Source organism: Sporomusa sp. GT1, from assembly GCF_014634905.1.
Lineage (GTDB): Bacteria > Bacillota > Negativicutes > Sporomusales > Sporomusaceae > Sporomusa > Sporomusa sphaeroides.
Map to the genome: position 1 here is coordinate 663,168 of NZ_BMBX01000001.1, position 25,541 is coordinate 688,708.

General features: G+C 47.6%; 24 protein-coding genes and 1 riboswitch. Of the genes, 3 read left to right on the top strand and 21 right to left on the bottom strand.

What is annotated here, in order from left to right; translation table 11 throughout:
* Nucleotides 1-2: 2 nt before the first annotated feature.
* The 10 genes from purN to GT1_RS03380 form a co-directional block, all read right to left on the bottom strand.
* Nucleotides 3-620, bottom strand: coding sequence for a phosphoribosylglycinamide formyltransferase (purN, locus tag GT1_RS03335; protein ID WP_188397367.1), 618 nt, complete (start codon nucleotides 618-620; stop codon nucleotides 3-5).
* A 13-nt stretch (nucleotides 621-633) separates the two neighbouring features.
* Complete coding sequence (gene purM / locus GT1_RS03340) at nucleotides 634-1,707, bottom strand: phosphoribosylformylglycinamidine cyclo-ligase (protein ID WP_188397369.1); 1,074 nt, start codon at nucleotides 1,705-1,707, stop codon at nucleotides 634-636.
* Between the two features lie 42 nt (nucleotides 1,708-1,749).
* Complete coding sequence (gene purF, locus GT1_RS03345; protein ID WP_188397371.1) at nucleotides 1,750-3,183, bottom strand: amidophosphoribosyltransferase; 1,434 nt, start codon at nucleotides 3,181-3,183, stop codon at nucleotides 1,750-1,752.
* Between the two features lie 57 nt (nucleotides 3,184-3,240).
* On the bottom strand, nucleotides 3,241-3,942 hold the full coding sequence (purC, locus tag GT1_RS03350; RefSeq protein WP_188397373.1) for a phosphoribosylaminoimidazolesuccinocarboxamide synthase: 702 nt from the start codon (nucleotides 3,940-3,942) through the stop codon (nucleotides 3,241-3,243).
* Nucleotides 3,943-3,958: 16 nt separating this feature from the next.
* The gene (purE, locus tag GT1_RS03355; protein ID WP_188397375.1) at nucleotides 3,959-4,456 is read right to left on the bottom strand and encodes a 5-(carboxyamino)imidazole ribonucleotide mutase; all 498 of its coding nucleotides are present in this window, start codon (nucleotides 4,454-4,456) and stop codon (nucleotides 3,959-3,961) included.
* Between the two features lie 107 nt (nucleotides 4,457-4,563).
* Complete coding sequence (locus tag GT1_RS03360) at nucleotides 4,564-5,934, bottom strand: NCS2 family permease (protein ID WP_075754280.1); 1,371 nt, start codon at nucleotides 5,932-5,934, stop codon at nucleotides 4,564-4,566.
* 458 nt (nucleotides 5,935-6,392) lie between these two features.
* Nucleotides 6,393-6,494, bottom strand: a riboswitch (purine riboswitch).
* An 82-nt stretch (nucleotides 6,495-6,576) separates the two neighbouring features.
* The gene (locus tag GT1_RS03365) at nucleotides 6,577-7,044 is read right to left on the bottom strand and encodes a C40 family peptidase (protein ID WP_075754278.1); all 468 of its coding nucleotides are present in this window, start codon (nucleotides 7,042-7,044) and stop codon (nucleotides 6,577-6,579) included.
* A 197-nt stretch (nucleotides 7,045-7,241) separates the two neighbouring features.
* A complete protein-coding gene (locus GT1_RS03370; protein ID WP_188397377.1) occupies nucleotides 7,242-8,057 on the bottom strand; it encodes a GNAT family N-acetyltransferase in 816 nt (271 codons plus the stop codon).
* Between the two features lie 37 nt (nucleotides 8,058-8,094).
* Nucleotides 8,095-9,570, bottom strand: a complete 1,476-nt coding sequence (locus GT1_RS03375; protein WP_188397542.1) for a class I adenylate-forming enzyme family protein — start codon at nucleotides 9,568-9,570, stop codon at nucleotides 8,095-8,097.
* Nucleotides 9,571-9,922: 352 nt separating this feature from the next.
* Complete coding sequence (locus tag GT1_RS03380) at nucleotides 9,923-10,492, bottom strand: DJ-1/PfpI family protein (RefSeq protein ID WP_075754272.1); 570 nt, start codon at nucleotides 10,490-10,492, stop codon at nucleotides 9,923-9,925.
* Nucleotides 10,493-10,728: 236 nt separating this feature from the next.
* Here GT1_RS03380 and metA point away from each other — a divergent pair, with 236 nt between their 5' ends.
* Nucleotides 10,729-11,646 carry a homoserine O-succinyltransferase gene (metA, locus tag GT1_RS03385; RefSeq protein WP_188397379.1) on the top strand — a complete coding sequence of 306 codons (918 nt, stop codon included), beginning with the start codon at nucleotides 10,729-10,731 and terminating at the stop codon, nucleotides 11,644-11,646.
* A 146-nt stretch (nucleotides 11,647-11,792) separates the two neighbouring features.
* Here metA and GT1_RS03390 read toward each other — a convergent pair whose 3' ends face one another.
* The 3 genes from GT1_RS03390 to GT1_RS03400 all read right to left on the bottom strand — a co-directional run bounded on the left by GT1_RS03390 (nucleotide 11,793) and on the right by GT1_RS03400 (nucleotide 15,723).
* A complete protein-coding gene (locus GT1_RS03390) occupies nucleotides 11,793-13,964 on the bottom strand; it encodes a filamentous hemagglutinin N-terminal domain-containing protein (RefSeq protein WP_188397381.1) in 2,172 nt (723 codons plus the stop codon).
* A 17-nt stretch (nucleotides 13,965-13,981) separates the two neighbouring features.
* Nucleotides 13,982-15,367: a ShlB/FhaC/HecB family hemolysin secretion/activation protein gene (locus GT1_RS03395; protein WP_223226024.1), complete on the bottom strand. Its 1,386-nt coding sequence runs from the start codon at nucleotides 15,365-15,367 to the stop codon at nucleotides 13,982-13,984.
* 173 nt (nucleotides 15,368-15,540) lie between these two features.
* On the bottom strand, nucleotides 15,541-15,723 hold the full coding sequence (locus tag GT1_RS03400) for a hypothetical protein (protein ID WP_188397383.1): 183 nt from the start codon (nucleotides 15,721-15,723) through the stop codon (nucleotides 15,541-15,543).
* A 149-nt stretch (nucleotides 15,724-15,872) separates the two neighbouring features.
* Here GT1_RS03400 and GT1_RS03405 point away from each other — a divergent pair, with 149 nt between their 5' ends.
* The gene (locus GT1_RS03405) at nucleotides 15,873-16,076 is read left to right on the top strand and encodes a ribbon-helix-helix domain-containing protein (protein ID WP_188397385.1); all 204 of its coding nucleotides are present in this window, start codon (nucleotides 15,873-15,875) and stop codon (nucleotides 16,074-16,076) included.
* Nucleotides 16,077-16,170: 94 nt separating this feature from the next.
* Here GT1_RS03405 and GT1_RS03410 read toward each other — a convergent pair whose 3' ends face one another.
* On the bottom strand, nucleotides 16,171-16,476 hold the full coding sequence (locus tag GT1_RS03410) for a hypothetical protein (protein WP_188397387.1): 306 nt from the start codon (nucleotides 16,474-16,476) through the stop codon (nucleotides 16,171-16,173).
* 466 nt (nucleotides 16,477-16,942) lie between these two features.
* Between GT1_RS03410 and GT1_RS03415 the strand changes: the two genes are divergently transcribed.
* Nucleotides 16,943-18,331, top strand: a complete 1,389-nt coding sequence (locus GT1_RS03415) for a hypothetical protein (RefSeq protein ID WP_188397389.1) — start codon at nucleotides 16,943-16,945, stop codon at nucleotides 18,329-18,331.
* Nucleotides 18,332-18,535: 204 nt separating this feature from the next.
* Here the strand turns inward: GT1_RS03415 and cobC are convergent, their stop codons facing one another.
* Genes cobC through GT1_RS03450 form a run of 7 tightly spaced genes read right to left on the bottom strand, consistent with a single transcriptional unit; the run spans nucleotide 18,536 to nucleotide 25,508 of the window.
* Nucleotides 18,536-19,150 (bottom strand): alpha-ribazole phosphatase, encoded by a 615-nt coding sequence (gene cobC / locus GT1_RS03420; RefSeq protein ID WP_188397391.1) that lies wholly within the window; start codon nucleotides 19,148-19,150, stop codon nucleotides 18,536-18,538.
* On the bottom strand, nucleotides 19,140-20,495 hold the full coding sequence (locus GT1_RS03425) for a DVU_1553 family AMP-dependent CoA ligase (protein ID WP_223226025.1): 1,356 nt from the start codon (nucleotides 20,493-20,495) through the stop codon (nucleotides 19,140-19,142). Before GT1_RS03425 ends, cobC begins: the two co-directional genes overlap by 11 nt.
* Nucleotides 20,492-21,889, bottom strand: a complete 1,398-nt coding sequence (gene trsS, locus GT1_RS03430) for a radical SAM (seleno)protein TrsS (protein ID WP_188397395.1) — start codon at nucleotides 21,887-21,889, stop codon at nucleotides 20,492-20,494. The genes GT1_RS03425 and trsS overlap by 4 nt, the downstream gene beginning before the upstream one ends.
* Nucleotides 21,890-21,896: 7 nt before the next feature.
* Complete coding sequence (locus GT1_RS03435) at nucleotides 21,897-22,211, bottom strand: hypothetical protein (RefSeq protein ID WP_188397397.1); 315 nt, start codon at nucleotides 22,209-22,211, stop codon at nucleotides 21,897-21,899.
* Nucleotides 22,198-23,331, bottom strand: a complete 1,134-nt coding sequence (locus GT1_RS03440) for an aminotransferase class V-fold PLP-dependent enzyme (RefSeq protein WP_188397400.1) — start codon at nucleotides 23,329-23,331, stop codon at nucleotides 22,198-22,200. Before GT1_RS03440 ends, GT1_RS03435 begins: the two co-directional genes overlap by 14 nt.
* A 15-nt stretch (nucleotides 23,332-23,346) precedes the next feature.
* Nucleotides 23,347-24,468, bottom strand: coding sequence for a DVU_1551 family NTP transferase (locus tag GT1_RS03445; protein ID WP_188397401.1), 1,122 nt, complete (start codon nucleotides 24,466-24,468; stop codon nucleotides 23,347-23,349).
* Nucleotides 24,450-25,508: an XdhC family aldehyde oxidoreductase maturation factor gene (locus GT1_RS03450; RefSeq protein WP_188397402.1), complete on the bottom strand. Its 1,059-nt coding sequence runs from the start codon at nucleotides 25,506-25,508 to the stop codon at nucleotides 24,450-24,452. Before GT1_RS03450 ends, GT1_RS03445 begins: the two co-directional genes overlap by 19 nt.
* Between the last annotated feature and the right edge of the window lie 33 nt (nucleotides 25,509-25,541).

The window sequence follows — 25,541 nt, forward strand, 5'->3', positions numbered from 1 at the left end:
CCTCACTCTATTCTTTTTATGTATACACGTCGCCCTTCCATACACAGCCGCCCCTCACAATATAAAGCCAGGGCGCGAGGATACAAAATATGCTCGGCATGCAAAATCCGTTCTGATAAGGTTTCTTCAGTATCGTCTTCCATAACAGGCACCGCTTCCTGCAGGATAATCGGCCCGGTGTCCATGCCTTCATCGACAAAATGCACGGTGCAGCCTGACACTTTAACACCGTATTGCAAAGCCTGAAGTTGCGCGTTTTCCCCCGGAAAAGCGGGCAGCAAGGAAGGGTGGATGTTCATGATTTTTCCGGCAAACCGGTCAATAAAATACCGGCCTAAAATCCGCATAAAACCAGCCAGTACTACCAGTTCGACATGGCGGACATTAAGTTCTTCGGCAACAGCAGCCTCAAAATCCTGGCGGCAGGCAAACTGCCGCCTGTCAATACACACAGATGGGATGTCTGAGCCAGCCAGGCGCTTTAAGACATTGGCTTCCGGGTTATCGCTGATAACTACACCAATCGTAACAGCAAGCCGTCCGGCCTCTATGGCATCGACAATGGCTTGCAGATTACTGCCGCGGCCTGAAGCCAGAACACCGATGACGGTTTTGTTCATCAGGAATCCCTCCTTACTTCAGTTCTACCCGCTGCTCACCTGCCGTAATTTTACCGATTATGTATGATTTTTCGTTGCGGGCAGCCAATTCAGCCTGTACGTCCGGCGCGGCTGCGGCCGACACAATGAGAATCATGCCGATACCCATATTAAACGTCCGGTACATTTCGGCCTTGGCTACACCGCCCCATTGCTGCAGCAAGCCAAAGACAGGCGGCTCAGTCCAGGCTGAGGTGTCTACCTCGGCCCCACAGCCTTCAGGCAGCACCCGCGGAATATTATCATAAAAACCGCCGCCAGTGATATGAACCATACCATGAATATCAAATTTTTCGATAAGCGGCAGGCAGGTTTTCGGGTACAGCCGGGTAGGTTCTAATAGTTCTTCCCCAAGTGTACGGCCTAATTCGGGAATATGGGCATCCACCTGCAGTTGTTTTACCTCAAAGCAGATTTTACGGACAAGGGAGAAGCCGTTGGAATGGAGGCCACTGGATGGCAAGCCAATTAATACATCACCTGGCTTAATTTTTTCGCCTGTGATAATTTTATCCCGGTCAACAACTCCCACGGCAAAACCGGCAATATCATACTCGCCGTCAGGGTAGAAGCCAGCCATCTCGGCTGTCTCACCGCCGAGCAGAGCACAGCCTGATTCCCGGCAAGCCATGGCCACCCCGCTGACTATGGCGGCAACCTTTTCCGGCTCCAGCTTGCCTACCGCCAGATAATCCAGGAAAAACAGCGGTTCGGCCCCCTGCACCAGAATATCGTTAACACACATGGCAACACCGTCTTGCCCAATGGTGTCATGCTTGTCAGTCAAAAAGGCAATTTTGAGTTTAGTACCGACACCGTCAGTACCGCTCACCAATACCGGTTGCCGGTATTTGCCGGAATTTAATGCAAATAATCCGCCAAAACCGCCAATATCACCAAGCACTTCAGGACGATAGGTGGAACGCACATGGCGTTTCATAAGTTCAACAGCTTTATTGCCGGCATCAATATCAACACCGGCATCACGGTATGTCAGTTCGATGCCCGGAGTTTGTGTCTCGAGGTTTGATTTTTGGTTGTCGGCCATTTTTGCCCTCCTAATATATTCTTTTGCAGTTGAATCAGGGATCTACTTCCTGCCCGCAGGCTCGAATAAAAATTTATTATTGGCACAGCTGCCTTCACCCGGCGTGTGGGCCGGGTAGTCACAGTTAAAACAAGCATTGCACAGCGTTTTCGCAGAAATGTGACCGATAGATGCATGCAGTCCTTCGAGGGAAAGATAATGGAGCGAATCAGCACCAATAAACTGCCGGATTTCCTCCACTTGTTTGGACGAAGCAATCAGTTCTTTGCGTGCCGAGGTATCAATGCCGTAATAACAGGGAAAACCGATGGGCGGCGAGCTTACACACATGTGAACAGCAGTTGCACCGGCCTCTTTTAACATGCGGACAATTTTACCGCTGGTAGTGCCTCTCACAATGGAATCATCCACCATGACAATGGATTTGCCTTTCACTACCGAAGCAACGGCATTAAGTTTAATCCGCACACCCATATCCCGTTTTTTCTGTTCCGGTTGGATAAAGGTCCGGCCAATATAGCGGTTTTTCATTAATCCTTCGGCAAAAGGTATGCCTGACTCATGACTGTATCCGAGCGCCGCCGTGGTACCTGAGTCAGGTACTGAAATGACAATATCAGCTTTAAACCGGCTTTCCCGCGCCAGCGTCCGGCCCATGTTAAACCTGGCCTGGTACACGCTCTGTCCGTCAATGACACTATCAGGCCGGGCAAAGTAGATGTATTCAAACACACAGCCTGCCCTGCGGTCGGTTTCACCAAACCGGCGGGATACCACGCCGCTATCATCAATACTGATCATTTCCCCGGGTTCAATATCACGCACAAATTCCGCGCCCACAGTATCCAGGGCACAGGACTCGGAAGACAATACCCAGCCATCGCCCAGTTTGCCCAGGCACAAGGGCCGGAAACCATGCGGGTCACGCACACCGATAAGCTTGTTTTCGGTCATGATAACAAGACAATAGGCACCGTGAATATTAATCAGACTGTCAACAATCTTCTCCTCAACAGTTTGCTTCGTAGACCGGGCAATGAGGTTAACAATGACTTCACTGTCGATAGAGGTCTGAAACACACTGCCCTTTTCTTCAAGTTCTTTGCGAACTTCACGAGCGTTAGTCAGATTGCCGTTGTGAGCCATACTAATTTGCCCGCCGGAATAGTTGACCATTAGGGGCTGCGTATTTTGCAGCAGGCTAGAGCCGGTTGTCGAATACCGGACATGACCGATGGCAATATGGCCCGGCCTTTCAGGCAAACCATGACGAAATACTTCGTTGACCAGTCCCATACCCCGTTGCACATCCATAACCGTCCCGTCGGTTACCGCAATTCCGGCACTCTCCTGACCCCGGTGCTGCAGCGCATACAAACCCCAGTAAGTAGACAGCACTACATTCTCTTGCCTGGCAAAAATGCCATAAATACCGCATTCTTCCCGCAATTTATCACTTTGTATATCGTAAAGCACTTGGTTTCTCCTTTGCCTCTTACATTCTTTATTCTGATAACACTCTTCGCAGCCAATTTACTGTCCGGTAATTCGGCGCAGTACCTCCTGGTACGCTTCCTCTACATTGCCCAAATCGCGGCGGAAACGGTCTTTGTCAAGCTTTTGGCCTGTTTCGCTGTCCCAGAAGCGACAGGTATCTGGCGAAATTTCATCCCCAAGCAGCACTTCGCCTTTATGCACACCAAATTCAAGTTTGAAATCAATTAACTCCAGTTTTTTGTCTTTGAGGAAGGCTGATAGAATTTCATTGATTTTCAGCGCATAGGCCTCCAGGGTTTCCACTTGTTCGGGACTAGCCAGCCCCAGCGCTTTGATGTGATAATTATTAATCAGCGGGTCGCCCAGCTTATCGTCTTTGTAATAGAGTTCAATAACGGTGGACGGCAGCTTGCGGCCTTCCTCCCAGCCGATACGTTTGGCTAAGCTGCCGGCGGCAATATTGCGGACAACAACCTCGACCGGCAGAATGTCCAATTTTTTGACCAGCATTTCGCGTTCACTAAGCATTTTGATAAAATGATGCGGTATACCCTTTTCACTTAACAGATTAAAGAAAAACGTGGATATCTTATTGTTAAGCACACCTTTGTTGCCGATAGTGCCGCGTTTTTCACCATTAAAAGCGGTAGCGTCATCTTTGAAATACACCAGTAATTCATCGGGATTTTCAGTGGCAAACACTTGTTTTGCTTTACCTTCATACATTGGCTTTGTCATAATACATCCTCCCCTACTAAATCTGTCCTGTTAGTTTTTTAGCCAGACGCTCATCTTTTTTCTCAACCTCTTCCGCCATAGTCCGGCGGTGGGCTGCCAGCTTATCAGCCAGCCCGGTATCATGAACAGCAAGTATCTGAGCTGCAAACAACGCCGCATTTTTGGCACCGTTAATCGCCATAGTCGCTACCGGAATGCCTGCAGGCATCTGCACAATACTAAGCAGCGCATCCATACCGCCCAGCGGTGTGGCATTGACCGGAATGCCGATGACCGGCAGTGTGGTAAAGCTGGCAATTACTCCAGGCAGATGGGCGGCCGCCCCGGCGGCGGCAATAAATACCTGAACACCGCGTTCCTTGGCCCCGGCCACAAAATGATGCACCTTATCCGGTGTGCGGTGTGCTGATGCTACCAGAACTTCTGTTTCAATACCAAACTCATTCAGCTGGCTGACTGCCGGTTCAAGCACCGGCCAGTCGGAATCACTACCCATAATAATTGCTACTTTCATATCATCACCCTTTCATTTGCAGCTATATTCCGCATTAAAAATCCGCAAAGTTAGATTTGCAATAAAACCCAGATATTTTACCAAAATATCTGGGTTTATTTTTTTCTTTATTCAGCCAGGAATAGGAACCGGGATACGACAAGCACTGCCAGAATGTATACAATCCAGTGTACTTCGCGGCCACGGCCGGTAACCAGTTTCAGCAAAGGATACATGACCAGACCGGCTGAGATGCCATTAGCAATGCTGTAGGTAAAAGGCATCATAACAATGGTCAAAAAGGCGGGTATGCCTTCGGTAAGATCGCCAAAGTCAATATGACGGACAGATTCAATCATCAATGCGCCTACAATGATCAGCGCCGGCGCAGTAGCGGCATCCGGAATCAAACCGGCAAGCGGCGTGAAAAAGAGAGCCAGGAAAAAGAGTATGCCACAGACAACAGCAGTCAGACCGGTGCGTCCGCCTGCGCCAACCCCGGCAGCACTTTCCACATAGGCAGTAATTGTGCTTGTACCCAGCATAGCGCCTAAGCTTACACCGGTGGCATCCACCAGCATGGCTTTGCCAATACCCGGGAACTTGCCGTTTTTGTCCATCAAACCGGCTTTAGAGGCAGTGCCGACAAGTGTGCCCATGGTATCAAACAGTTCCACAAAGGTAAATGTGAAAACAATAGCCACCAGTCCCATATTCAGCGCGCCCATAATATCAAGCTGCAGGAAAGCATTGTTGCTAAAGTCAGGAATAGCCATCGGGCTAAAACCGGCAGGAATCTTAACAATTCCCATCATGATGCCCAAAACAGTGGTAACGAAAATGCCTATCAAGATAGACCCTTTTATTTGGCGGGCCATCAATACACCAATGAATATCAGGCCAAATACGGCCAGCAATACTTCGGGATGGGTAAATTTACCCATTTCAATAATGGTTTCAAAACTAAGCGGCGTACCGTTGCCTTTGGCGGCGACAATTTTTTCTAAAGTAGGCGGAATCAAAGACAAGCGGATACTCATGATGCCGGACAGTTTCAAGCCAATAATAGTAATAAACAAACCAATACCTACGGTAATAGCATGTTTTAAAGAATTCGGCATGCCCTCAACCAGCAGCTGCCGCACATGAGTTACAGTAAGCAAAATAAAAATAAGACCGGAAATAAACACTGCCCCCAGGGCAACCTGCCAGGGGACGCCCATCCCAATAACAACTGTAAAAGCATAAAAAGCATTTAGACCCATGCCTGGCGCCAAGGCAATCGGATAATTGACAAAAACCCCCATCATAATCGACACGATGCCGGCACCCAGTGCAGTAGCCAAGAGCACTGCATTCTTGTCCATACCGGCAGCGCCCAGAATACTTGGGTTGACAAACAAAATGTACGCCATGGTCATGAAGGTGGTTAAACCGGCAATTACCTCTGTTTTCACATCGGTTTTACGAGAGCTGAGTTCAAAAAATTTCTCCAACATTTCCTTTTCTCCCCTTTTTCTACTACTAGTTAAGGTGTCTCCTCAACACTAGTACCCTGCGTCACCCAAAGGCATGGATTCGTTTACAGACTTTGGCCGCATTGCAGAGTTGCCGTCGCCTCACAGGTCCGCTATGAGCGGCTTCTCCGTCCTATATGGCGCAAAAAACCCTGCAAGCTAACCTCTGTAGGCGATGCCTAGTGCTAGCTTACCCCGAAAAAGCTAAAGAAAACACGGCTTGTGCCAATCCTTGGCGAAAGCACAAGCCGCTGTTCTCCCTATACTGCTTTTAAGAAAGTTATGCTCTCTGTTAGAATAAAAAACTGGCGGGAAAATTTCGCATGAATCTAATAGAGCGAAACTTTCCCGCCAGGGTTTTTATCCCATCGGTGTAGTGTTAGAGTCAACACCTGCGCCACTTGGTCACAGTCTGCAGCATCATCGGTGCTGCACGGAACCCTAGGCGCACTTTCACTCGTAGTCGGGCGATTTACGGTCGCCTGGTAGAAACGTTTGAGCCGTATTCTCAAATATATACGAGCATTATGGATTTGTTTTTATTGTACCAGCAGTGGACAAAATCTGTCAATGAAAAAATCGAACTTTAATCACAGTTTTAGAATCATCGTTCGGAAACTCAATTTAATTCATTATTCTTCTGGCTCCAAGATACCGTGGCTTCCAGTACGACTCCTCAAGTTTCGTGATTATTACGCCCCGGCTGGAAGAGGCATGAATGAAATTACCGCCGCCATAATAAATACCGACATGAGAAACACCCTTTCCATAGGTGTTAAAGAAGACCAGGTCTCCCGGCTTTAGTTTGCTGCGTGCCACCTTTTTGCCTGTTTTATACTGAACATCGGCTGTCCGAGGCAGCTTTTTTCCATGCTTGTCATATACAAATTTAACAAAGCCGGAGCAATCAAACCCCCGGGGAGATTCGCCGCCAAACCGGTAAGGTGTTTTTAAATATTTTTCCGCAGTTTTGATAACAGATTCCGGCTGCGGGTTAACTTTTTTCTTTGTTGCAGCCAGTACCGGACTATTTACCAGAACAAGCATAAGAATTACCAGGCATATGGCAGGTAACTTTACAGGCAACCGCATGGAGGCTCCCCCCTGAATAGTTGTGCTTACCTGCAAATACCTTCGGCAAACTTCCGACAAATCCTTCTGTTTTTCTGCAATATTTTTCCGATTCTGTAGCTATATACAACGTGTTAAAGCTTTGCCACTACACTCCCCGCCTGCGCCTGCCATATTCTTTAATGAGGAATATCTAAGTGCAATCCGGCGGCAGACTACTAGAATTTTGCAACTAAATAATCGGTAACATAAGTAAAGCCAATGGACTCATAGGCCCGAACGGCCGGAATGTTATCCCGGTGCACCATCAATACCGGAATTTTGCCAAAGGACTTGCTCCTCTGGCACAGTGTGGAAACCAACGCCTGACAATAGCCCCGCCCACGGCTGCCTTCCCTGGTATATACACCGCCGATCTGATGAACCTGGCCGGTAACTGCCTGAACCATGGCCAGCGCTTGCGGCACACCGCCTGCTAAAAGAAAGACAATCGCTTCCTCAGGACTGCGGTCATGAATAAGCCTGGCTGCCAATTCCTGATTAAAGCGGCGTTGAAAACCCAGCCGGTAGGCTTCGACAATAAACCTAAGCGCCAGTATGCGGTCTACTGTTTCCACTTCGGCAATAGCAAGCGATTCTGGCAGCGTCCTGGGCTTTATGGCATAATTAGCCAGATAATGGCTGTCTTCATAAGCCAGCACCGGTTTAGCCTGGGCTTGACACAAAGGTTCTGCCACCCTTTTCACGCCAGCCATCACCTTCCACCGGCGCAGACGCATTAGGGAGGCAAACTCACCGACCGCCTCCGGCACTTCAAAATGAGGGATGACACTGCCTAAGTTAAAAAAGGCCAGTATTCCCCGTAACTGACCGGCGGCAAAATATCCATAATAGTCGCCCGAACGCCGGCTCATATGATCATTTTCAATACCACAACGTTCAAGATTGCCGCCCAGCGAAACCGTTTCCAGGTAATTCCGTTCCAAATATATGCTGACTTCGTGCATGTCGCCGGCGGTTAACAGCCTAATCACAACTGCCGGCCTGCCAGTACATGAAATTGATACACTTTCACCCTGCCTGCTCGCGGAGTACGCGTTTTAATATCTTGCCTGTCTGATTCTTCGGCAAAGCATTCACAACAATGAAATCCCGCGGGATTTTATAGGCGGCAATATTGCTTTGCAAATACTCTCTGACCGCTTTTTTATCAAAATGCTGGCCTTCTGCCAGCACGATATAAGCGCGCGCCACCTGACCGCGCAGTTGATCAGGCACACCAATTACGCTGGCCTCGATGATACCCGGATAGGCATACAGCAATTCCTCAATCTCACGCGGATAAATATTTTCTCCATTGGCTATAATTAAGTCCTTCAAACGGTCGACAACAAAGAAATAGCCTTCAGCATCCCGGTAAGCCAAATCTCCGGTATGAAGCCAACCGTCTTTCATTGCCTTAGCCGTCTCGTCCGGCAAATTGAAATAGCCTAACATCACCGTGGGCCCACGGACAACAATTTCGCCTACCACCCCTGGCGGCAAAGACTGGCCCTGCTCATCAACCACTGTAACTTCCAGGCCGGGGAGAGCTTTGCCGATAGAACAGTATTTAGGCTTTTCTACCGGATTTAGGGCCACAACCGGCGAGGCTTCGGAAAGGCCGTAACCTTCGAGAATTTTTATACCATATTTATCGGCAAATTGTATCGCTACCTTTTCCGGCAGCGACGCTCCGCCGGATATGAGGAGTTTTACTCCTGCCAGGTCATCCCTCTGCCCGACACGGGTAAGGAGGTTATACATGGGCGGTACCCCATAAATGACAGTTACGCCATACTCTTTAATGGCGGCAATGGTTTCTTTGGGCGCAAAAGCCTCCAAAACGGTAATCGACGCTCCGCAAAGCAGAGCGTTCAGTATGGCGCAGGTCCAGGCAAAGCAATGATACATCGGGAGCACACATAGTACATTATCACCGGCAGTAACAGGCAGCACTTCACCAAAGGCTTTCGCATTACTTACCAGATTTTTATGGGATAACACCGCACCTTTCGGGCTGCCGGTAGTACCGGAAGTATAAATGATGACACAGGGGTGGTTCTCGTCAAACTCATCAGATATAGCAGGAGCGGCAAACAGCCGCTGGTGTTCTACAACCTGCCTGATATCCGGCAGGACAAGCTGTTTGACCTCCTGGGCGTATCCCAGCTGTGCAAGTTCGTCATCAAGGTCCAGACGCTCCATCGTAACCAGCTGCTTCATTTTGACATCTTTAATGATGAAAGCCGTTTCCCGTGCTGTCAGTTGGAAGTTAATAGGCACTACTACGGCCCCGAGACTGACAATGGCCATATAAGAGTAGACAAAGTCAACCGAATTCCGCGAAAACAATCCTACATTTTCACCGGTCCGGACACCTGACATATAAAAATAATTGCGGTATTTTTCTACCTGCTGGCTAAACTCAGCATATGTTACATAATCTTTTCCATGAAAAGCTATGCTGCTTGGCGTTCCCTGCTGAATAAGCTCATGAACAAACAATAGCTGCACCCCTTTTTTTCGTAGTACTGGCAAATAGTTCTAAGCGTCATTTTATCGTGAATACCAGGATTTGTCCATATATAGTATTACCACCCAAAGGCTTGCTGATTATAAAGCTTTCTGCAAGCCAATTTCAGCATCACTGAGGCGCGGGGTGGCGTTGTGCGTAAGCAGAGGTTAAGCACCAGCGGCGCAGCGTTGTATGACGGTCGTCCGCGCCAGGCCTTGTTTCGGCGGTTGTGCAGACTAACAAAAACTGAGTACTGAAAGCATAGCTTTCGGTACTCAGTTCTATTGCTGCCACCCTGTTTCAGCCTGAAGGCCTGCAAACAGGATGTTATGTAATTACTGTCTAAATACTGATTTTAGCCCCTAACAAGTCAACAAAAGCCCGTAACCACGCAGGATGATCCGGCCAGGCTTGCGCCGTCACCAGATTACCGCTGACAACGACCTGCTCATTTTTCCACTCCGCGCCGGCCAACTGGCATTCTGCCGCACACGCCGGATAGGAAGTTACGGTTTTGCCTGTCAATACGTCAGCCGGAGCCAAAAGCTGCGTTCCGTGGCAGATGGCGGCCACAGGCTTGCCGGCAGCAAAGAATGCTTTTACCAACGTAATAACTTCGGGATACATGCGAATATATTCAGGAGCACGACCGCCGGGGACTACCAGCCCGACATATTCTTCCGGCTTAACATCCTTAGCAGCAATATCGACCTGAATTCGATGTCCGGTAAGTTCCACATAAGTATCCAGCCCGGTAAAATCGTGCACAACCAGCTGTGCCGTGTCACCGGCCTTCTTATTAGGTACAGCTACGTCAACTTGGTAACCAAGCATCATCAGTGCCTGCTGGGGTACTTTAACCTCATAATCTTCAGCACAATCACCAGTCAGTATAAGAATTTTTTTCGCCATTACTTGTAACCCTCCTTACGTTTGATATAATATTTATTCTATAGTAGTAATATTTTTCCTGCTGTCCATCCTGACAGCTATTTACAGTTTTTCTACAAAATAAAGAACACATTTTTCTCCCATTATTGACTATTTTTCACAGATAGGTTATATTAAATTAACTTAGCAAAAATTTTTGCAATGTAAAAGCATCTGTTTTACTGGCAGATGCTTTTTCTGTATTGGAGGATGAAAATATGCCGATAGCAATTCCCAACAACTTACCTGCCGCCAATATTCTTGAAAACGAAAATGTATTTATCATGTACGAAGACCGGGCCTATAGTCAGGATATCCGCCCGCTTAAGGTCCTGCTGCTCAACCTGATGCCAACCAAGATTGTCACCGAAACACAATTGCTGCGCTTATTAGGCAACTCACCCCTTCAGGTAGAAGTTGATTTTATGTATACGGCAACCCATACACCCAAACACACCCCGCAAGAACATCTCGTCAAATTTTATGAGACTTTTGATACCATCAAATCGCGCAATTATGACGGTATGATCATCACCGGCGCGCCTGTGGAACAAATGCCTTTTGAGCAAGTGGCTTACTGGGATGAGCTTTGCGAGATAATGGAGTGGAGCAAAAAGCACGTCTATTCCACGCTGCACATTTGTTGGGGAGCCCAAGCCGGTTTATATTATCACTATGGCATTCCGAAGTACAGCCTGCCGGAAAAAATGTTCGGAGTTTTTCCGCATAACATTATTTCTCCTAACCAAGACAAGCTATTCCGGGGGTTTGACGATATATTCTATGTTCCCCATTCCCGGCATACCGAAATCAGGCGGGAAGATATTGAAAAAAACGCTGCCCTCCGCATCCTCTCAGAATCCGAAGCCGCCGGTGTTCACACGGTAGCTGACAGCCACGGCCGGCAAATCTTTATAACCGGACACTCCGAATATGACCCGCTGACGCTCAAGTCAGAGTATGACCGTGACATTTCGCAAAAATTACCTATTAATATCCCCTGTAACTACTATCCCGGCAACGACCCGAGTAAGCCGCCGGTAGTGCTTTGGCGGAGTGCCGCAAATCTCTTATTCTCCAACTGGTTGAATTACTATGTTTATCAGGAAACCCCGTTCGATTTGTCACGCTTGTAAGGTGAATATGTGAAACAAAAAAATAGCAACCGGCATATCACATACTGCCGGTTGCTATTTTTTGTGCTTTCACAGACCTTGTAGAGCGATAGTCTCATAGGTATTGACAATACTCACTCTTTATAAATGTTACTTATTCTGTTGGATTATTGAAATACTACATTGCTGCCTTCACTCTCACCATCAGTGAAAGCAGGAGCAGGGTTATTCGTATCCCCGGCAGTGCTGGCTTGGTTGATAGTGGTTTGGTTATTAGCTTCTGTCCTGCCGGCGGCTGTGCCTTCATAGCTATTAACAACACTGCTAAGAAGGGATTCCTTTTCATTCTGTGACAAAGAGCCCTGCCCTAAGATGGAGTGGAGGGCACCTACTACAGCGGCAGGTTGCTCGTCGGCCGGTAAGCCGTTAATGGTATGTACCACGGCAATAATCTGCTGTTGCTTGTCTGCCAAGCTGCCACTGCCGTTTAGGATGTCATCAATGGTTGGGTTGGTTGCACCGCCATTTAGCGACAGCGTTTCTACGATCCCAGGTGCTTCCATATCCCCTTCCCCTTGCCAAACAAGCTTATACTTGTAATTATCCAGATCACGGTTCAGCTCAGCCACTTTTATTGATTCGTCAGTACGGTCAACGCCTGTAACTGTACCTACCGCCAAAAGTTCGGCAGCTCCTGTGGTCTTATCAGTCCAAGGCGCATCCTGATGCCTGCGGGCCTCAATCGTGCCGGTATTATCAATGATGCTCGCAGCAATCCCGATTATGCCATACTCCGGGTCCGCACCGGAATCAAAATTGGCCTGATCGGCAAAGATTGTTCCGGTATTAATGACCTTATTGTTTTTGGAAGAGATTTGATAACCTATGTTACCTTCCTCATTAAAATTTCGTTCATCAACCGCTCTGATATTAATTCCATAATGGCCATGAGCGTTAATCGTTCCGGCATTGGTAACAGCATTGGCGTAAATGGCTGCTTCGCCATTAGCGACCAGTGTCGTACCTTGCCCTAAGTTCACCGTATTTCCCAGACCGCTTTTGAAATAATCAGTGAAGTAATACTCGTCCCAATACTGCCCAGTGCCTTCATCACTATCCGCTTCCACACCCAGTTTGCTGCCGGCACCGATTAATACTTCACCGCCTTTGATAGCAGAAGTGCCTGTTATATCGACCTTGCCACCCAGAATGAATATCGGCCCATCCTGAACATTAGTAATCGATACCTCATTCAAGGTAATGGTATTAGTCGAATCGGCTGTAATATCGCCCCCCCTAAAGTAAGGTGGTGGCTCACCCGTACTCTCACTTGCATAATTTGACTGTATCTGGTTCGCCGCAATAATACCTACATGATGACCTTCATCAATACTGATATCACTACCATTCATAACAATCTGACCGCCAATCAGCATAGCCGATTCATTCTCATCTCCATCGATGGTTATCTGACTATTTATAACACTAAGTTTATTGTCTGAAGTGGCAGATATACGGTCACTAGTATCACCCACCGTATATTGCTTGGCGGCAATTAGATCGACCCATTCTCCCTTCATTGCCGCATTTTCCACACTGACATTTCCGCCCTGTGCCCAAACGCCTTCAGCTTCTAAGCTGCCCTTAACACTCACTAAATTGTCTTTCTGGCTAGCCACCGAAAGAACCTGATCGGAAGCTCTGTCAACCTTGTCGCCGGCCAGCAAGTAGACTTCACCATCTATTGCTATAGAAACTCCCGGCGCAATGCTGACACTGCCGCCAATTAAATCAAGATTTTGCTCGATACTGAAAGCACCGCCTTCAACCGTAACCGATTTGGCTATGGCATCCTGTTCTCTTTTGGCAAAGCTTACTGTATCGACTTCTCCGTTAGCCCATTTCATAAACTTATCATTACCGACATCCAGTGTCGACAGCACTAAGTTGCTGGCATTGATGGTCGCCCCTGCTCCCACCAGCACTCCGTTAGGGTTGACCAGGAAAACACTGCCGCCGGTACCGTTAAGAGTGCCAAGGAGTTGGGACATTTCAGTACCGGTTACCCGATTTAAGACCGCCAGTTGGTTGGCAAAGTTAAAGTTCACCGTTTCCCCACTGGCAATACTGAAACTGTTCCAGTCAATCACGCCGTTGGCATTGACGCCGATATTGAGAATGCCGCCCGCGCCATCGCCAATGGTAATCTGACCGTTACCCACTACGACATTAGGATTTTGCGGCAATGCAAAGGCCGGAGCTGTTATCAGCATGGCCGCCAACGCTGCTCCCGTCAGAGCACGTTTGATGTTACGTTTAATTTTTCGTTGTAGCTTCATGGCTATTCACTCCTTCACTAGAATTTTTTACTGAGGCTGACATGCCATTTACCGCTATCCTGGTCGTTTCTGTTTTCAATGTCATCGACGACATGCGCATAATCGAGCGAACCGCTCCAGCCGTCTACACTATCGGTATAGCGATAACCTACGCCTACGGAAGCAATAGTGTCGTTTTTAAGTTCGCCGATATTGGCCTGATTGTTATAGAGGTGACCCATGTCACTAAAAATGACAAACCGCTGGCCTTTGGCAACTTCCGGGCTGTAGAATTCGATATTGGCAATATAGCCGTTATCGGCGCTGATGGCCCGTTCATCAAAGCCGCGAACACTATACATGCCGCCGGCTCCCAATTGCTCGGTAGTAACAAGGTTGTCGCGGGTATATTGCCCATTCAGTCGGAAACTTCCCAGCCAGTCGCGGCCCATTTTGTATTGGTGGCTGATGCCGGCTTTTAAAATACCAAAGCTTTTGTCGCTGCCTGTCCGGTAGTTATTGTATTTGTCCTCGTCGCCGCTCAAATTGATAACATAGCCCAGGCTATAACTGGTCACTTTGGCGGTATCGCGGACACTGCCGCCATAGGTCAGTCCCAGCATAGTAACCGTGAAGTCTGTCCCTTGCTTAAAAATAGGGGTTCCATTGATGGCAAAGTTTTGGGCGTTGTTGTAATCTTTATAGTCAACGCCAAAATCCAGCCAGTTTCTTTTGTTGACACCGTAATTTAAATTATGCTGATAATGCAGGCCGTAGGCGTGACCTTTACCGGTCGCGTTCATACTCAGAGCGCCGAAGCTGGCGATTTGTCCCATGTCCACATCCGAGTAACTATAGGAAAAATACAGGCTGTCACCCGCCTTGGGCAGAGTTTGCCGGTAAAATAAAGCCGCCTGGGTAACATCGCTCACATGATTGGGTGAGGTAACATAGGCGATGCCAAGCGTATCGGCACGATTGCTGGTATTGGTATTGACATAGGTCAACGATGTACGGTAATCACCGGTATAGTCGTTACCGGTATTGTCAGTACGAAATAAGAAATGCTCGGTCTTTACTTCCTTGACCGTAACCACTGCAGTCGTTTGACCGGATTTGTCGACAACAAACTTTACCGCCAGATTGGCTGCCCCGCTGTCATTGACCAGTTGAATCTGCCGTGACAAAGCGGCAACATTGACACTGCCTGTTTTGAGTTCCGGCAGCAGCCAGGCGATTTGCATGTTCGACAGCTTGCTATTGCCTGAATAGGTGATGTCATTGACCATGACGGTTTGGATGGCCGGTGTTTCACTCGCCTCAGCCGGCGTCATGCCGGCTAAGGATGCAGCCCATAGACTACAGACCAGCCCTACGGACACAACGAGTTTTTTGAGTAACCTTTTGCGAATCTTTTTTTGCAAGTTACAGCATCCTTTCTTTATGAAAAATAAATTCCTGCGTAAGTATGTATTGTATGCTTCCTGCACAATGCACGTCTCCCATATATTTAGGGTATCCGTATTACTGGATTGAAAAATATTTTTGGGGGCTGCCTGTACTCTTTTTAAAAATCAGTTTATAGGATGGAAACTATCTATACGCTTTTGTTACGATTGCTGTCTTTCGCTTCTTTTAAAGAAGCAAGACCGCGATTGATTAAGTCTCTGATCATTTCACTCTGGGTTTCTTTGTAATATGTCTCTTTTTTGGCTTTATTTAAATCCACTTCCATATCCTGATTAATGGAAACTGTAAAACGTTTCAAATTCGCAACCATGTTCTCACTCCTTTTTCGGTGCAGTGATTCACTGAACCTTACTGTTTTATTTTAGTGGTTCACTGATTCATTGTCAACGTTTTTTTAAAAAAGAACTAATCTTTACACCATTGGTTCACTGGTGTATAATCATAAGTGAGGTGATAAATATGGCTACTGACAAGCCACGTTATACCGTATCTGTAGATACTGATATGTTCAAACAAATAGAAGACTTTCGCTTTGAACGCCGCTTTCAAACACGCTCAGAAGCAACAGCAGAGCTTATCCGTTTAGGACTTGAAGCGTTAAAAAAAGAGCAAGAAGAGCAGAAAAAGGCGCAAAAAAATGAGTCCTCGCAAAAGGATAGTTAATGAGCCCCCTCCAAGTCAAGGGGATATTCTGGATTTTCCTATTTCCATGGTCACAAGGGTTAATGCCAAATGCATAAGCGAAAAAGTGGGATGTTTAAAACATCCCATTTTCTTTTAATTTGTTTTTTACATATTTTTGAATTTCCGAGAATTCTTTTTTTCCATTTTCCCGCGCTTTTTTGATTAATTTTTTTAGAGCCCCATGTTTTAACGATATATTGAACTCGTTGTCTAGTTTTTTTAACATCTCCTTAGCCTTTTTGTATTTCCACTGTGCGACCTGGTAGTGTTCATTGTCCTTATCACGATCTGGCTCTTCGTCTAGGTAACGCGCATATTTTTTGTCACCTTGGCACGTAAGCGTCACCGCACAACTGATGTAATACTTGGCATTTTTCATGGATACACACCCCTCGTTAAATTTTCAGTTGTTATTTAAATTATTAACTTTAAAATCCAATTTGATCTGTTAATAGAAGCTTTTTTTTGTAAATATTAACAATTAAGGAATGCTGAGTAAAATTATTTTGGAATTTTGACGAAGCCCTTGCCGCCACACCAGGGGCACTTTATTTGCGCCTCTCCTCTGCATTTTGGGCAATCGGGTTCACATAAGGTAAGGCCAATTGGTGACAGGGGGCATCGGACAACGCATGCGCCGTGACATTGGGGGCAATCCAATTTTTTAAATTTATTTTTCATAAAGTTTTCCTCCTTATATTTATCCGGAACAAAATGGTAAAATATATAATAATGCTTCCGATTTTCCTATTATTAATAAATTATCATATCGCATTTTAGAAGGTGTGACATTTTTGAAATTCTTTTTGTATTGCATTTAAAATTACTTTAAGGAAGTTGTGGATATGATTTCAAATATGCGTTGGTTTAACGAGTTTATAAAAAGAGAAAACAATTTTTATGGAAAAACTAGCTGTTTTCCAAAGGAATTTGATCCATTACAAGACCGCTTCTTCTCTAAAATACAGGAGTTGGAAGAAACAACCCAAAACCTTTTTAATCTATTGCGCAACTTCAATGAGAAGGATATTGCTAAATTTAAGTTTGCCAGCAAATTAAACAAAGAGAGCCTGCTTATAGTTGTTATCAAAGAAATCTATGAGATTGTAATAGCGAGCAACGATGAATATAAATTCTTTGACAAAGATTCATTTTTAAAATTATGTCCCCACTTTTTTGATATTGGAGATGAGAGAAAAAATAGTTCTGGTCAATACATAAATTCCTATTTAGATTCCTTATTTTATCAGCATATGTTAGACGCGTGTTTATTTACTACACTATGTAGTTTTATTAATACAACTAAACGTAAAGACGGGTTATCAATTCAAAATGCTTTAGAAGAATATTACAAACCTAAAAGAGATACCGGGGTTACGTTCAAGCCTGTTATTGGAGATCGCGAAAAAGTAAACATTAGAAAAATGAAACAGAGGTTATTTTCAAAAAAAGGTTCCTATAATAAACGTTCTGAATGGTCAGCAATTCCATTGGATTCAGCATATGAACTTGCGTCTACTTACGAGTTGAGGTTTAATAATCTTTTAAAAAAAGAGTTTGATAACAGAGAATTAACAGATGAAAAATTGGCAAAAGTGTTTAAAAGGATCGGCAATTTAAATAACGAGATAGAAAAGGCACTCGCGCAACCTTATGATAATTATTCTCAGGAGGCGATAAACGAAGCATTTAAGAGATTTGCATCAAAAATAAAAAAAATAAGATATGCAGACTACTTAGCGCTTAACAAACATATTTTGTCTGGAATATGTAAATGTAAAGAGTATTATGGAATAAATCTTTACAGATTTGAAAAAAGCCTAAGACTTTATGGGACGATAAATGAGGTGAATTTATTATTGCATTGCTCTGATAAAGAGAAAGAAAATATTATATTACAGAAGATTTTCTACCTAAGAGATATTGTTTTCCCCAATCTTTACCAATGTTTTTGTTATATTGAAAATCCCGCTAATTTTATTAAATGCCTAAAAGCGTTTTATGCTATCAGAGATATTGTTGTGCGGACAAGCTGTTTAATCCTTGATAAACTTGTTGAAGATAACCATTTTGGCGATGGTGATAAATGGTATTACCTCTTTCTCGAAATGACAAACAATATGGCAGAACGTGTATTTTACGACCCTGCGAAAATTGATTATTCAATTGAGCCCGAAGCGCAAACTAAATTTGAACAAGTGCTATCCGCTCCAATCCAATTCTTTAAAAAATAATAGGCGTGAGCTAATGTCAGGGGGACAGGTTATCGAAATCGACATAAAAGTGTTTAAGTTTAACTGAAGACGGGTTTCCCTGAACAGCAAGGTATCAGCAACTCCGTCCCTATGACACTAAACATAAGTGAATAATATATATAAAACAGGAACGGTTCCAGCGTATCCAAAGAAAGGATACGCTGGAACCGTTCCTGTTTTATCTTAGCTTAGGCCGTTCAGCAGCTTGACACGATACTGACCGGAGTTGCCTGCCAGGATATTGACACAGCCATAGTCCTGCGAGATGCGGAAAAGATTTTCCAGCGGCATGCCAAGGATATGGCATAAGAGCAGCCGGTTGGTGCCGGCATGGCCGACAATCAGCAGGTTTCCGTCTGTGACCTTCACGATGTCCGTGAAGGCGGCAAGAATCCGGAACTTGCATTCGGCAAAGCTTTCAGCGCCGGGGATACGGTAATTAATGATATCATTGCCCCGCCTGACATATTCTTCAGGATAGGTTTGGGCAATTTCCCGAAAGGGTTTCCCCTCCCAGTCCCCCATGCTAATTTCCCGCAGTTCGCGCCTGCTTTGCACCTGCAATTCCAGCTTTGCCGCAATAATGCTGGCAGTATGGACAGAACGTTTCAGATCACTGCAAAAAACGGCCGCAATGTCGTTGCCGGCAAGTTTTTCTTGCAGCCGGTGAGCCTGACACACACCTTCGTCTGACAGGGGAATATCGATTTGTCCTATGTATCGCCGCTCATTTGGTTCTATGGCGATTTTTCCGTGGCGCAGCAAATAAATAAGCCTTTCCCGCTTGTTACCCGGCACTTTGAGCCTCCTTTCCCGTCTGGTCAACTATACGGATACTTCTTTTACCCGGAGCCAGCGATAGCCGGCAGGCAACCTCTGCTGTCAGGGCCAGCCTGCCCTCCTGCTCTGCTATTCGAATGGCCGGTAGTTGCCGGACAGCGCATAAGATTGCCGACTTGTCCAAGGGTAATGCCTCTGGCAGTACCTCGGCAGCAAGCGTTAGCTCAGCAGCCTGACCGGCGGTAATGAGGGTTGCCGTAAAATCGACGACCCCGGGCAGTGTGAAAAGCACTTCATCAAGCTCAGCCATGGTAACCGGCCTGCCTTGCCCGAAATATACCCGCCCAGCCTGCCGGCTGTAAACCCGTTCCAAACGCCGCAGCCTGCTGCCGCAGGGACATGGTTCAACGATAAACCGGGAAATATCCCCTGTCCGGTAACGGATAAACGGCATTCCCTGCCGTGTCAGGGTGGTAAAAACCACTTCGCCATATTCACCGTCAGGGCAGGGGCGGGCTGAAGCCGGATTAATAATTTCAAAATACAGATCGGCTTCCCGCAAATGATACCCCTCATGGGCGGCGCATTCCAGCCCACCGCCCAGCCCCATTTCCGTCATGCCATAGTGTTCATATACTTCACAATCCCAGATTCGCCTGAGTTCACTCACAATGGCGGCAGAAACATAGTCAGTACTTAACAGCGCGCACTTTGGCGCCCAACTGTTTTTTCCCCAGTTTTCCCAATAGCGGGCCATAGCCAAAATTTGTACCGGAACACCAACAAGGCAGACTGCCTCTTCCCTGCACATCGTCCGGACAGCATCGTCCAGATTTTGCACAAGGCCATAGGCAGCAGGCCGGGCACCAATACCAAGCAATCCCTGGAACAACAGCTCGCCTACACTGCCCGGGCGTTCGCCTGGCAGCAAAATCATCGTCTTGTCCCCCGGCCCCACTAAGGTGGACATGCCGCATCCAAAAAAATCAATGGTGAGCTTTTGGTCAGCGCTCGTAAAATAAAGCCTTTTGGGCTTCCCGGTAGTGCCTGAAGTCGTCAGCGTCACCACCCGGCTGATATCGCCCTGGGAACCGCAGATCATCTCACCGGCGTATTCCATAACGTCAGCAGGGGTAGTCAAAGGATAGTCGGCAAGCTCTTCCAGGCAGGTAAGACCATTAGCCCCCATTGCCGCAAAATGCCGGCGGTAAAAAGAGCTCATATGCCGCACCTGTGCGATTGTTGCATTTAACCGTGCCAGCTGGTAAGCCTCCAGTTCCGCCCTGGTCATGCATCCGCCTGCGGCTCCTGTCCTGCCTGCTATCCAGCCGTCTAACGGCGTTACCATCAGGCCGGCGGTCATAAATTTCTCCGGTACAGAGCCTGGCCCTGCCGGTTAGTGAGATTATAGGCGCAAAAAGGAATCAGCCGGTTATCAGGGCCAACCACATGAATAAAGCATTGTTTTAAGCGGTCTAAATCCAAGGTCCAGGCATCCTGAAACGCCATACCTGACACAGCCAGCGTATAGGTGTTCACCTGTTCCAAAAACTCGTCAAGGCTGGCCACATCGCCAACAGCGGACTGAGCTTCTGCCTGTTCTTTATGATGAATTCCCGTTTTTCGGGGAGCAGACCATTGCCTGGCAACAAACTGCCTGGCACGTTTCGCCCCTTCGGTTACAGGCTTGGCCTGACAACAGCAGCCGCCCGTCGCTGCTTGCACCAGCGGCTTTATATACCCGTCAGGCATTAAAACAAAGTTTCCATGAAAAGAGCAATGGGCATGCTCACCACCCGGCGGACGGAAATGGGCTGTTTTCATTTGTCCGTCTGTCTGGTTCTCAATCTCGCGAATCACCTGGGGAAGAGTTATCCGGTCGGTAGCTTGCGGTTCTTGCGGGTATCTGCCAAAATAGCTTACCGGCTGAAAATGAACGCCCCGGACAACCGGCATTTTGCTTATAGCAAACCGTAGGATAGCGCCAATCTGACCATCGTTTATCCCCGGTACCAGAGTGGGAACAAGCACAACCCCAATATCATGAGCAGCACAAACCTCAATGGCTTTTTTCTTGACCTCCAATAGCGGTTTCCCCCGCAGCTTGAGGTAGACACTGTCATCCATTCCGTCAAATTGCAGAAAAACACAGTTAAGACCTGCCGCTTTCAATCTGCCGACATATTGTTCATCAGCTGCCAGCCGCAGGCCATTAGTATTGACCTGAAAAAAAACCAAGCCTAATTTTTTCCCCAGGGAAATAATCTCCGGCAAATCGTCCCGTACGGTGGGCTCACCGCCTGACAACTGGATATTATACGGGCCGCCGCTGTCCATGAGCATCCGGTACCACTCCTCAATAATCGCCAGCTCAGGCTCTGCTTTATCTGCCGGCGAAGCTGCAGCAAAACAAACCGGACAGTGCAGATTGCATTGATTGGTGACTTCCAACAGCACGCAGCAAGTCTGCTGACGATGCTCCGGACATAAACCGCAGTCAAAGGGACACCCGTTGACTGCCTCGGTTGCACATACGGCGGGCGCAGAGGGGATTTGGGCCTGCGCCCAGTCCTGATAGCCCGGTTCCCCCTCCCACACACAGACCTGGTATTCGCCATGTTCCGGACAGTGTTTTTGCAAAAATACCTGCTTCCCTTTTGCTACCCGCTTGGCCGGAATCCGCTTCAGGCATTCGGGACATACACTTTGGGTTGCCGAAAGCAGAATTTCTTTTTCCTTGCTATTGCTATGCTCCATAACTGCGCTATCTCTCCCTACCATCCGCCTGCTGCTTAAGCAGAGTTTCCAGCAATATCTCAAAATTGTCTTTGCTGCTGTGCGGCTGATTGTCAGGAAAACTCACTCTGATCACCGAATCAGCAATTACGCCTTTGAGCGTTGTACCATCCGACAGGGTGGCTTGAAAACAGGGCCGGGGAAAATTCTTGTAATATTTGAGGGAAGCAACACTGGTAAAGTTCTCAAGAAACCCTTCATCTGCTTTAATCCTCAGGCGATATTCATAAATATTGGCACCACTGAAACAGTTTTCTACCTTCCTGCATTCATACTGTTTCATGCATCAATTCACCTATAGCCGTAAGGCAGTATTCAATTTCCCGGTCTGTAGTAAAACGGGATAAACTGAATCGCACCGTTCCCGCCGGGGCAGTACCCAAATAGGCATGAATTTTGGGCGCACAGTGAAGGCCGGTACGGCAGACGATTTTAAAACCCTGATATAATAATTCGCCGACATCCTCTACCGGCCAATCCTTCAAAGTAAAAGAAATAACAGGAGTTCTCGGCGGCTCCACCAAAATAACGTCGGCTCCCAGTTCGGCAAGTCCTGCAGCCAGCCGCTCCGTCTTGTGTAAAATATTGTTGTCCTCAAGCACATGCTCAAGGCCCCAGGCCAGAGCGGTGGACAGTCCGGCAAATGCCGGGTCATTCGGGGTGCCGGCTTCGAAACGGATAGGCATGCTTACCGGCATTTCCTCAAGGTCGCTTTGGATTCCCGTTCCGCCCACCCACACAGGCTCAAGGTCTACATCCGGGGCTATATATAATCCTCCCGTACCGGTCGGACCTAATAAATACTTATGCCCGGTAAAGGCTACCAGATCAATACCCCAGGCTTCGGGCAAAACAGGTACAATCCCCAGACTTTGCGATGCGTCCATAAGCGTAATCGCCCCCGCCTGTTTGGCCATCCGGGTAAGCAAAGCCGCATCATTTACCGCGCCGGTAACATTGGAAGCATGGGTAAAAACAACTGCCTGCGGTTTGTGCTTTTGTAAGGCGGCTTCCCACTCCTCCGGGTTCACCCGCCCCATCTTATCAACCGGTACCAGTTGGACGGCTATTCCCCTGGACTTAGACAGATAATACAGCGGACGCAATACCGAATTATGTTCCGCCACCGTGGTCACCACCACGGCACCTGTCCGCCAGCGTATGCCATGCAAAGCGATATTTAAAGCATGAGTGGCATTAGGGCTGAATACAATCCGGTTTGAATCTTTCACTTGGAGCAAACCGGCCAGCAAATTGCGGCATGCTCCGGGAACATCCGGCCCGGCAAAGCCGGAACGCCCTGCATGGTGGGGCAAGCCACTGATATAGGCTGCCACCGTTCCCCCTACTTGTGGTGCCTTAGGCCAGGAAGTCGCAGCATTATTTAAGTATACTGGCATCATAAACTTCGCCCCCCATTATAATACCATTATCTCCTCCAGGCTGCCTGTTCCCACCAGACTGGCGGCCCGGTCCCAGATAGCTTCCGCCGTCCGCCTTCTGCGCAACACGGAATCGACTATTTCAGGACTGGCGGCAAACTTGTCTAGTGCCAGCCTAAACCGCTCGGTCAGAGATACCAGTTTGTCGCCCTGGACTAACTTGTCGGCAAGAAACACGACTGCCGCCTCATCAATGACATAATCTGCCGCCAGTTCCAAATCCATGTGAGATGCGATAATGCCGCCAACACGGGAAAAACCCATACTCCTGACAACCCGCTCTCCCCGTTTGGAGTGATTGGGTTTACTTTTAGCCAGGTCATGCAGCAAGCCTCCGGCAACCACCAGTTCAATATTCAGATTCAGTCCGGCCCCGTTCAGCAGCTCGGCCAGCCGGCGGGCAACAGCGGCAACGGCGCGCCCATGACACGCCACTTTATCACTAACCTGATATTTATATAATATGCTGAGACATTCACTATATGTCGGTATATGCCGGCGAACATAAAACTGAGTCAGCTCTTTATAGTCCTCCAGGGTATCAATATCAAGCAATACACCCTGATCCGCCAGTTCAACTTCCACGCTGTCGGCGTCAAAGTAAGCCAAAATACGGCGAAGCCCGCCAGTCCCTTCCCCACTAAGGATACTGGCAAAACATCTGGAACTGATAAGCGGCGGATGACCTCTCTCGCCGTTAAAAACCGGATATACCACGGCTGCCCCTGTCTTATGGTACAGCCGAACCATGTCTTTAATGCTGCGTCTTCGTATCAGCGGCGTATCGCCAGGCAGCAGGAAAAAGGCCTCTGCTTCCCGGGCAAAAGTGCTCAGCCCTGTAACAATGGAAGAAAACATGCCCTCGGCATACCGTGGATTTTCGATAATACCAACCTGTAACCCTGCCAATACGGGATATAATTCCTCCGCCCGGTGCCCGACAATTACCCGGATATCGGTAACTCCCCCCAGCCGCAAACTGTCTACAGCCGCTTCAATTACGGTTTTGTCCCCTAAGGGCAGCAGCGGCTTGAACGCCCCCATCCGTGAGGAATAACCGGCTGCTACGATTAAGCCTACTAACCCTGGGCGGCACATTTTTCCCGCTCCGCTCTAACTTTAATTAATTCGGCCACAATGCTTACAGCTATCTCTGCCGGCGTTTCGGCATAAATCTCAATGCCAATCGGTGAATGGACCTGCGCCAGCTTTGCCGGACTGAAACCTTTTGTTTGCAGCAAAGCAAATAAATCCGCCCGCTTCTTTTTGCTGCCAATCATGCCAATGTACACAGCCTCAGTCTGCAAAGCTTGTTCCAGCACAACACTGTCATGCAGATGGCCTCTGGTCACAATAACCAGATAGCTGTCCTGGTTTATGGGAAAGTCTGACACACAGGCAAAATTATCAACAACAACAATTTCGCACAGGGGGAACCGTTCCCTGTTGGCAAAATCCGGCCGGTCATCAATAACTACAGTAGCAAAGCCCACCATATCGGTTAACCTGGCAATCTGCTGTGAAACATGACCTGCCCCGAAAAGATACACCACTCCGGTAGTCCGGATAGGCTCGACCATAAAACTCCGCCCATCTCTGGCATCGGCATGAATAGAAATTTTGGCCGGTCCGCCAGAAAGCTTTTCCATAAATTCCGGCTCGCATTGGAAATTGCCGACAACACTGCCATCCTGTCTCACAAGGCACTGCTGCCGTTCAGGTCCGGTCGCCGGCTGCTCGGTTAATTCTGTTATCAGCCACGCTTTTTGCGCTTTATCCATGGTGGAAAGGACAGCTTCATAAATCTGCTGATTGTCGCCATTCGCCGCCGCAATATACTCAAGCAGAATTTCCCCTGACCCGCCGCAGATCATCCCCGCTCCGGCAGCATCTGAGCCTGTTAAATCAAAGGGCTGGATCAGCGAGCGCCGGTTGTCCCGAACTTGTTTTGCCAGTTCGATGGTCTCGGCTTCCAGCCGTCCGCCGCCAACCGTACCGATAATGGAACCATCTGCGCGGATAATCATCTTGGCTCCTGCCGAACGCGGAGCCGACCCGGCGCTATGGAAAATTGTAGCCAAAACAACATTTTCACCGGACGAAAGCAATTGAATTAAATTCTTGTAGAGTTTTTTCATGCCACCCTCCTCCTAACGCTGCACCTGGTTACC

Coding starts and splice junctions, on each gene's coding strand:
- GT1_RS03440 (WP_188397400.1), bottom strand. CDS start 23,331: ATGATGCCAGTATACTTAAATAATGCTGCGACTTCCTGGCCTAAGGCA.
- GT1_RS03360 (WP_075754280.1), bottom strand. CDS start 5,934: ATGTTGGAGAAATTTTTTGAACTCAGCTCTCGTAAAACCGATGTGAAA.
- purC (WP_188397373.1), bottom strand. CDS start 3,942: ATGACAAAGCCAATGTATGAAGGTAAAGCAAAACAAGTGTTTGCCACT.
- GT1_RS03400 (WP_188397383.1), bottom strand. CDS start 15,723: ATGGTTGCGAATTTGAAACGTTTTACAGTTTCCATTAATCAGGATATG.
- metA (WP_188397379.1), top strand. CDS start 10,729: ATGCCGATAGCAATTCCCAACAACTTACCTGCCGCCAATATTCTTGAA.
- GT1_RS03435 (WP_188397397.1), bottom strand. CDS start 22,211: ATGAAACAGTATGAATGCAGGAAGGTAGAAAACTGTTTCAGTGGTGCC.
- GT1_RS03410 (WP_188397387.1), bottom strand. CDS start 16,476: ATGAAAAATGCCAAGTATTACATCAGTTGTGCGGTGACGCTTACGTGC.
- GT1_RS03425 (WP_223226025.1), bottom strand. CDS start 20,495: ATGACCGCCGGCCTGATGGTAACGCCGTTAGACGGCTGGATAGCAGGC.
- purM (WP_188397369.1), bottom strand. CDS start 1,707: ATGGCCGACAACCAAAAATCAAACCTCGAGACACAAACTCCGGGCATC.
- GT1_RS03415 (WP_188397389.1), top strand. CDS start 16,943: ATGATTTCAAATATGCGTTGGTTTAACGAGTTTATAAAAAGAGAAAAC.
- GT1_RS03405 (WP_188397385.1), top strand. CDS start 15,873: ATGGCTACTGACAAGCCACGTTATACCGTATCTGTAGATACTGATATG.
- GT1_RS03380 (WP_075754272.1), bottom strand. CDS start 10,492: ATGGCGAAAAAAATTCTTATACTGACTGGTGATTGTGCTGAAGATTAT.
- GT1_RS03365 (WP_075754278.1), bottom strand. CDS start 7,044: ATGCGGTTGCCTGTAAAGTTACCTGCCATATGCCTGGTAATTCTTATG.
- purE (WP_188397375.1), bottom strand. CDS start 4,456: ATGAAAGTAGCAATTATTATGGGTAGTGATTCCGACTGGCCGGTGCTT.
- trsS (WP_188397395.1), bottom strand. CDS start 21,889: ATGGAGCATAGCAATAGCAAGGAAAAAGAAATTCTGCTTTCGGCAACC.
- GT1_RS03445 (WP_188397401.1), bottom strand. CDS start 24,468: ATGTGCCGCCCAGGGTTAGTAGGCTTAATCGTAGCAGCCGGTTATTCC.
- GT1_RS03450 (WP_188397402.1), bottom strand. CDS start 25,508: ATGAAAAAACTCTACAAGAATTTAATTCAATTGCTTTCGTCCGGTGAA.
- purN (WP_188397367.1), bottom strand. CDS start 620: ATGAACAAAACCGTCATCGGTGTTCTGGCTTCAGGCCGCGGCAGTAAT.
- GT1_RS03390 (WP_188397381.1), bottom strand. CDS start 13,964: ATGAAGCTACAACGAAAAATTAAACGTAACATCAAACGTGCTCTGACG.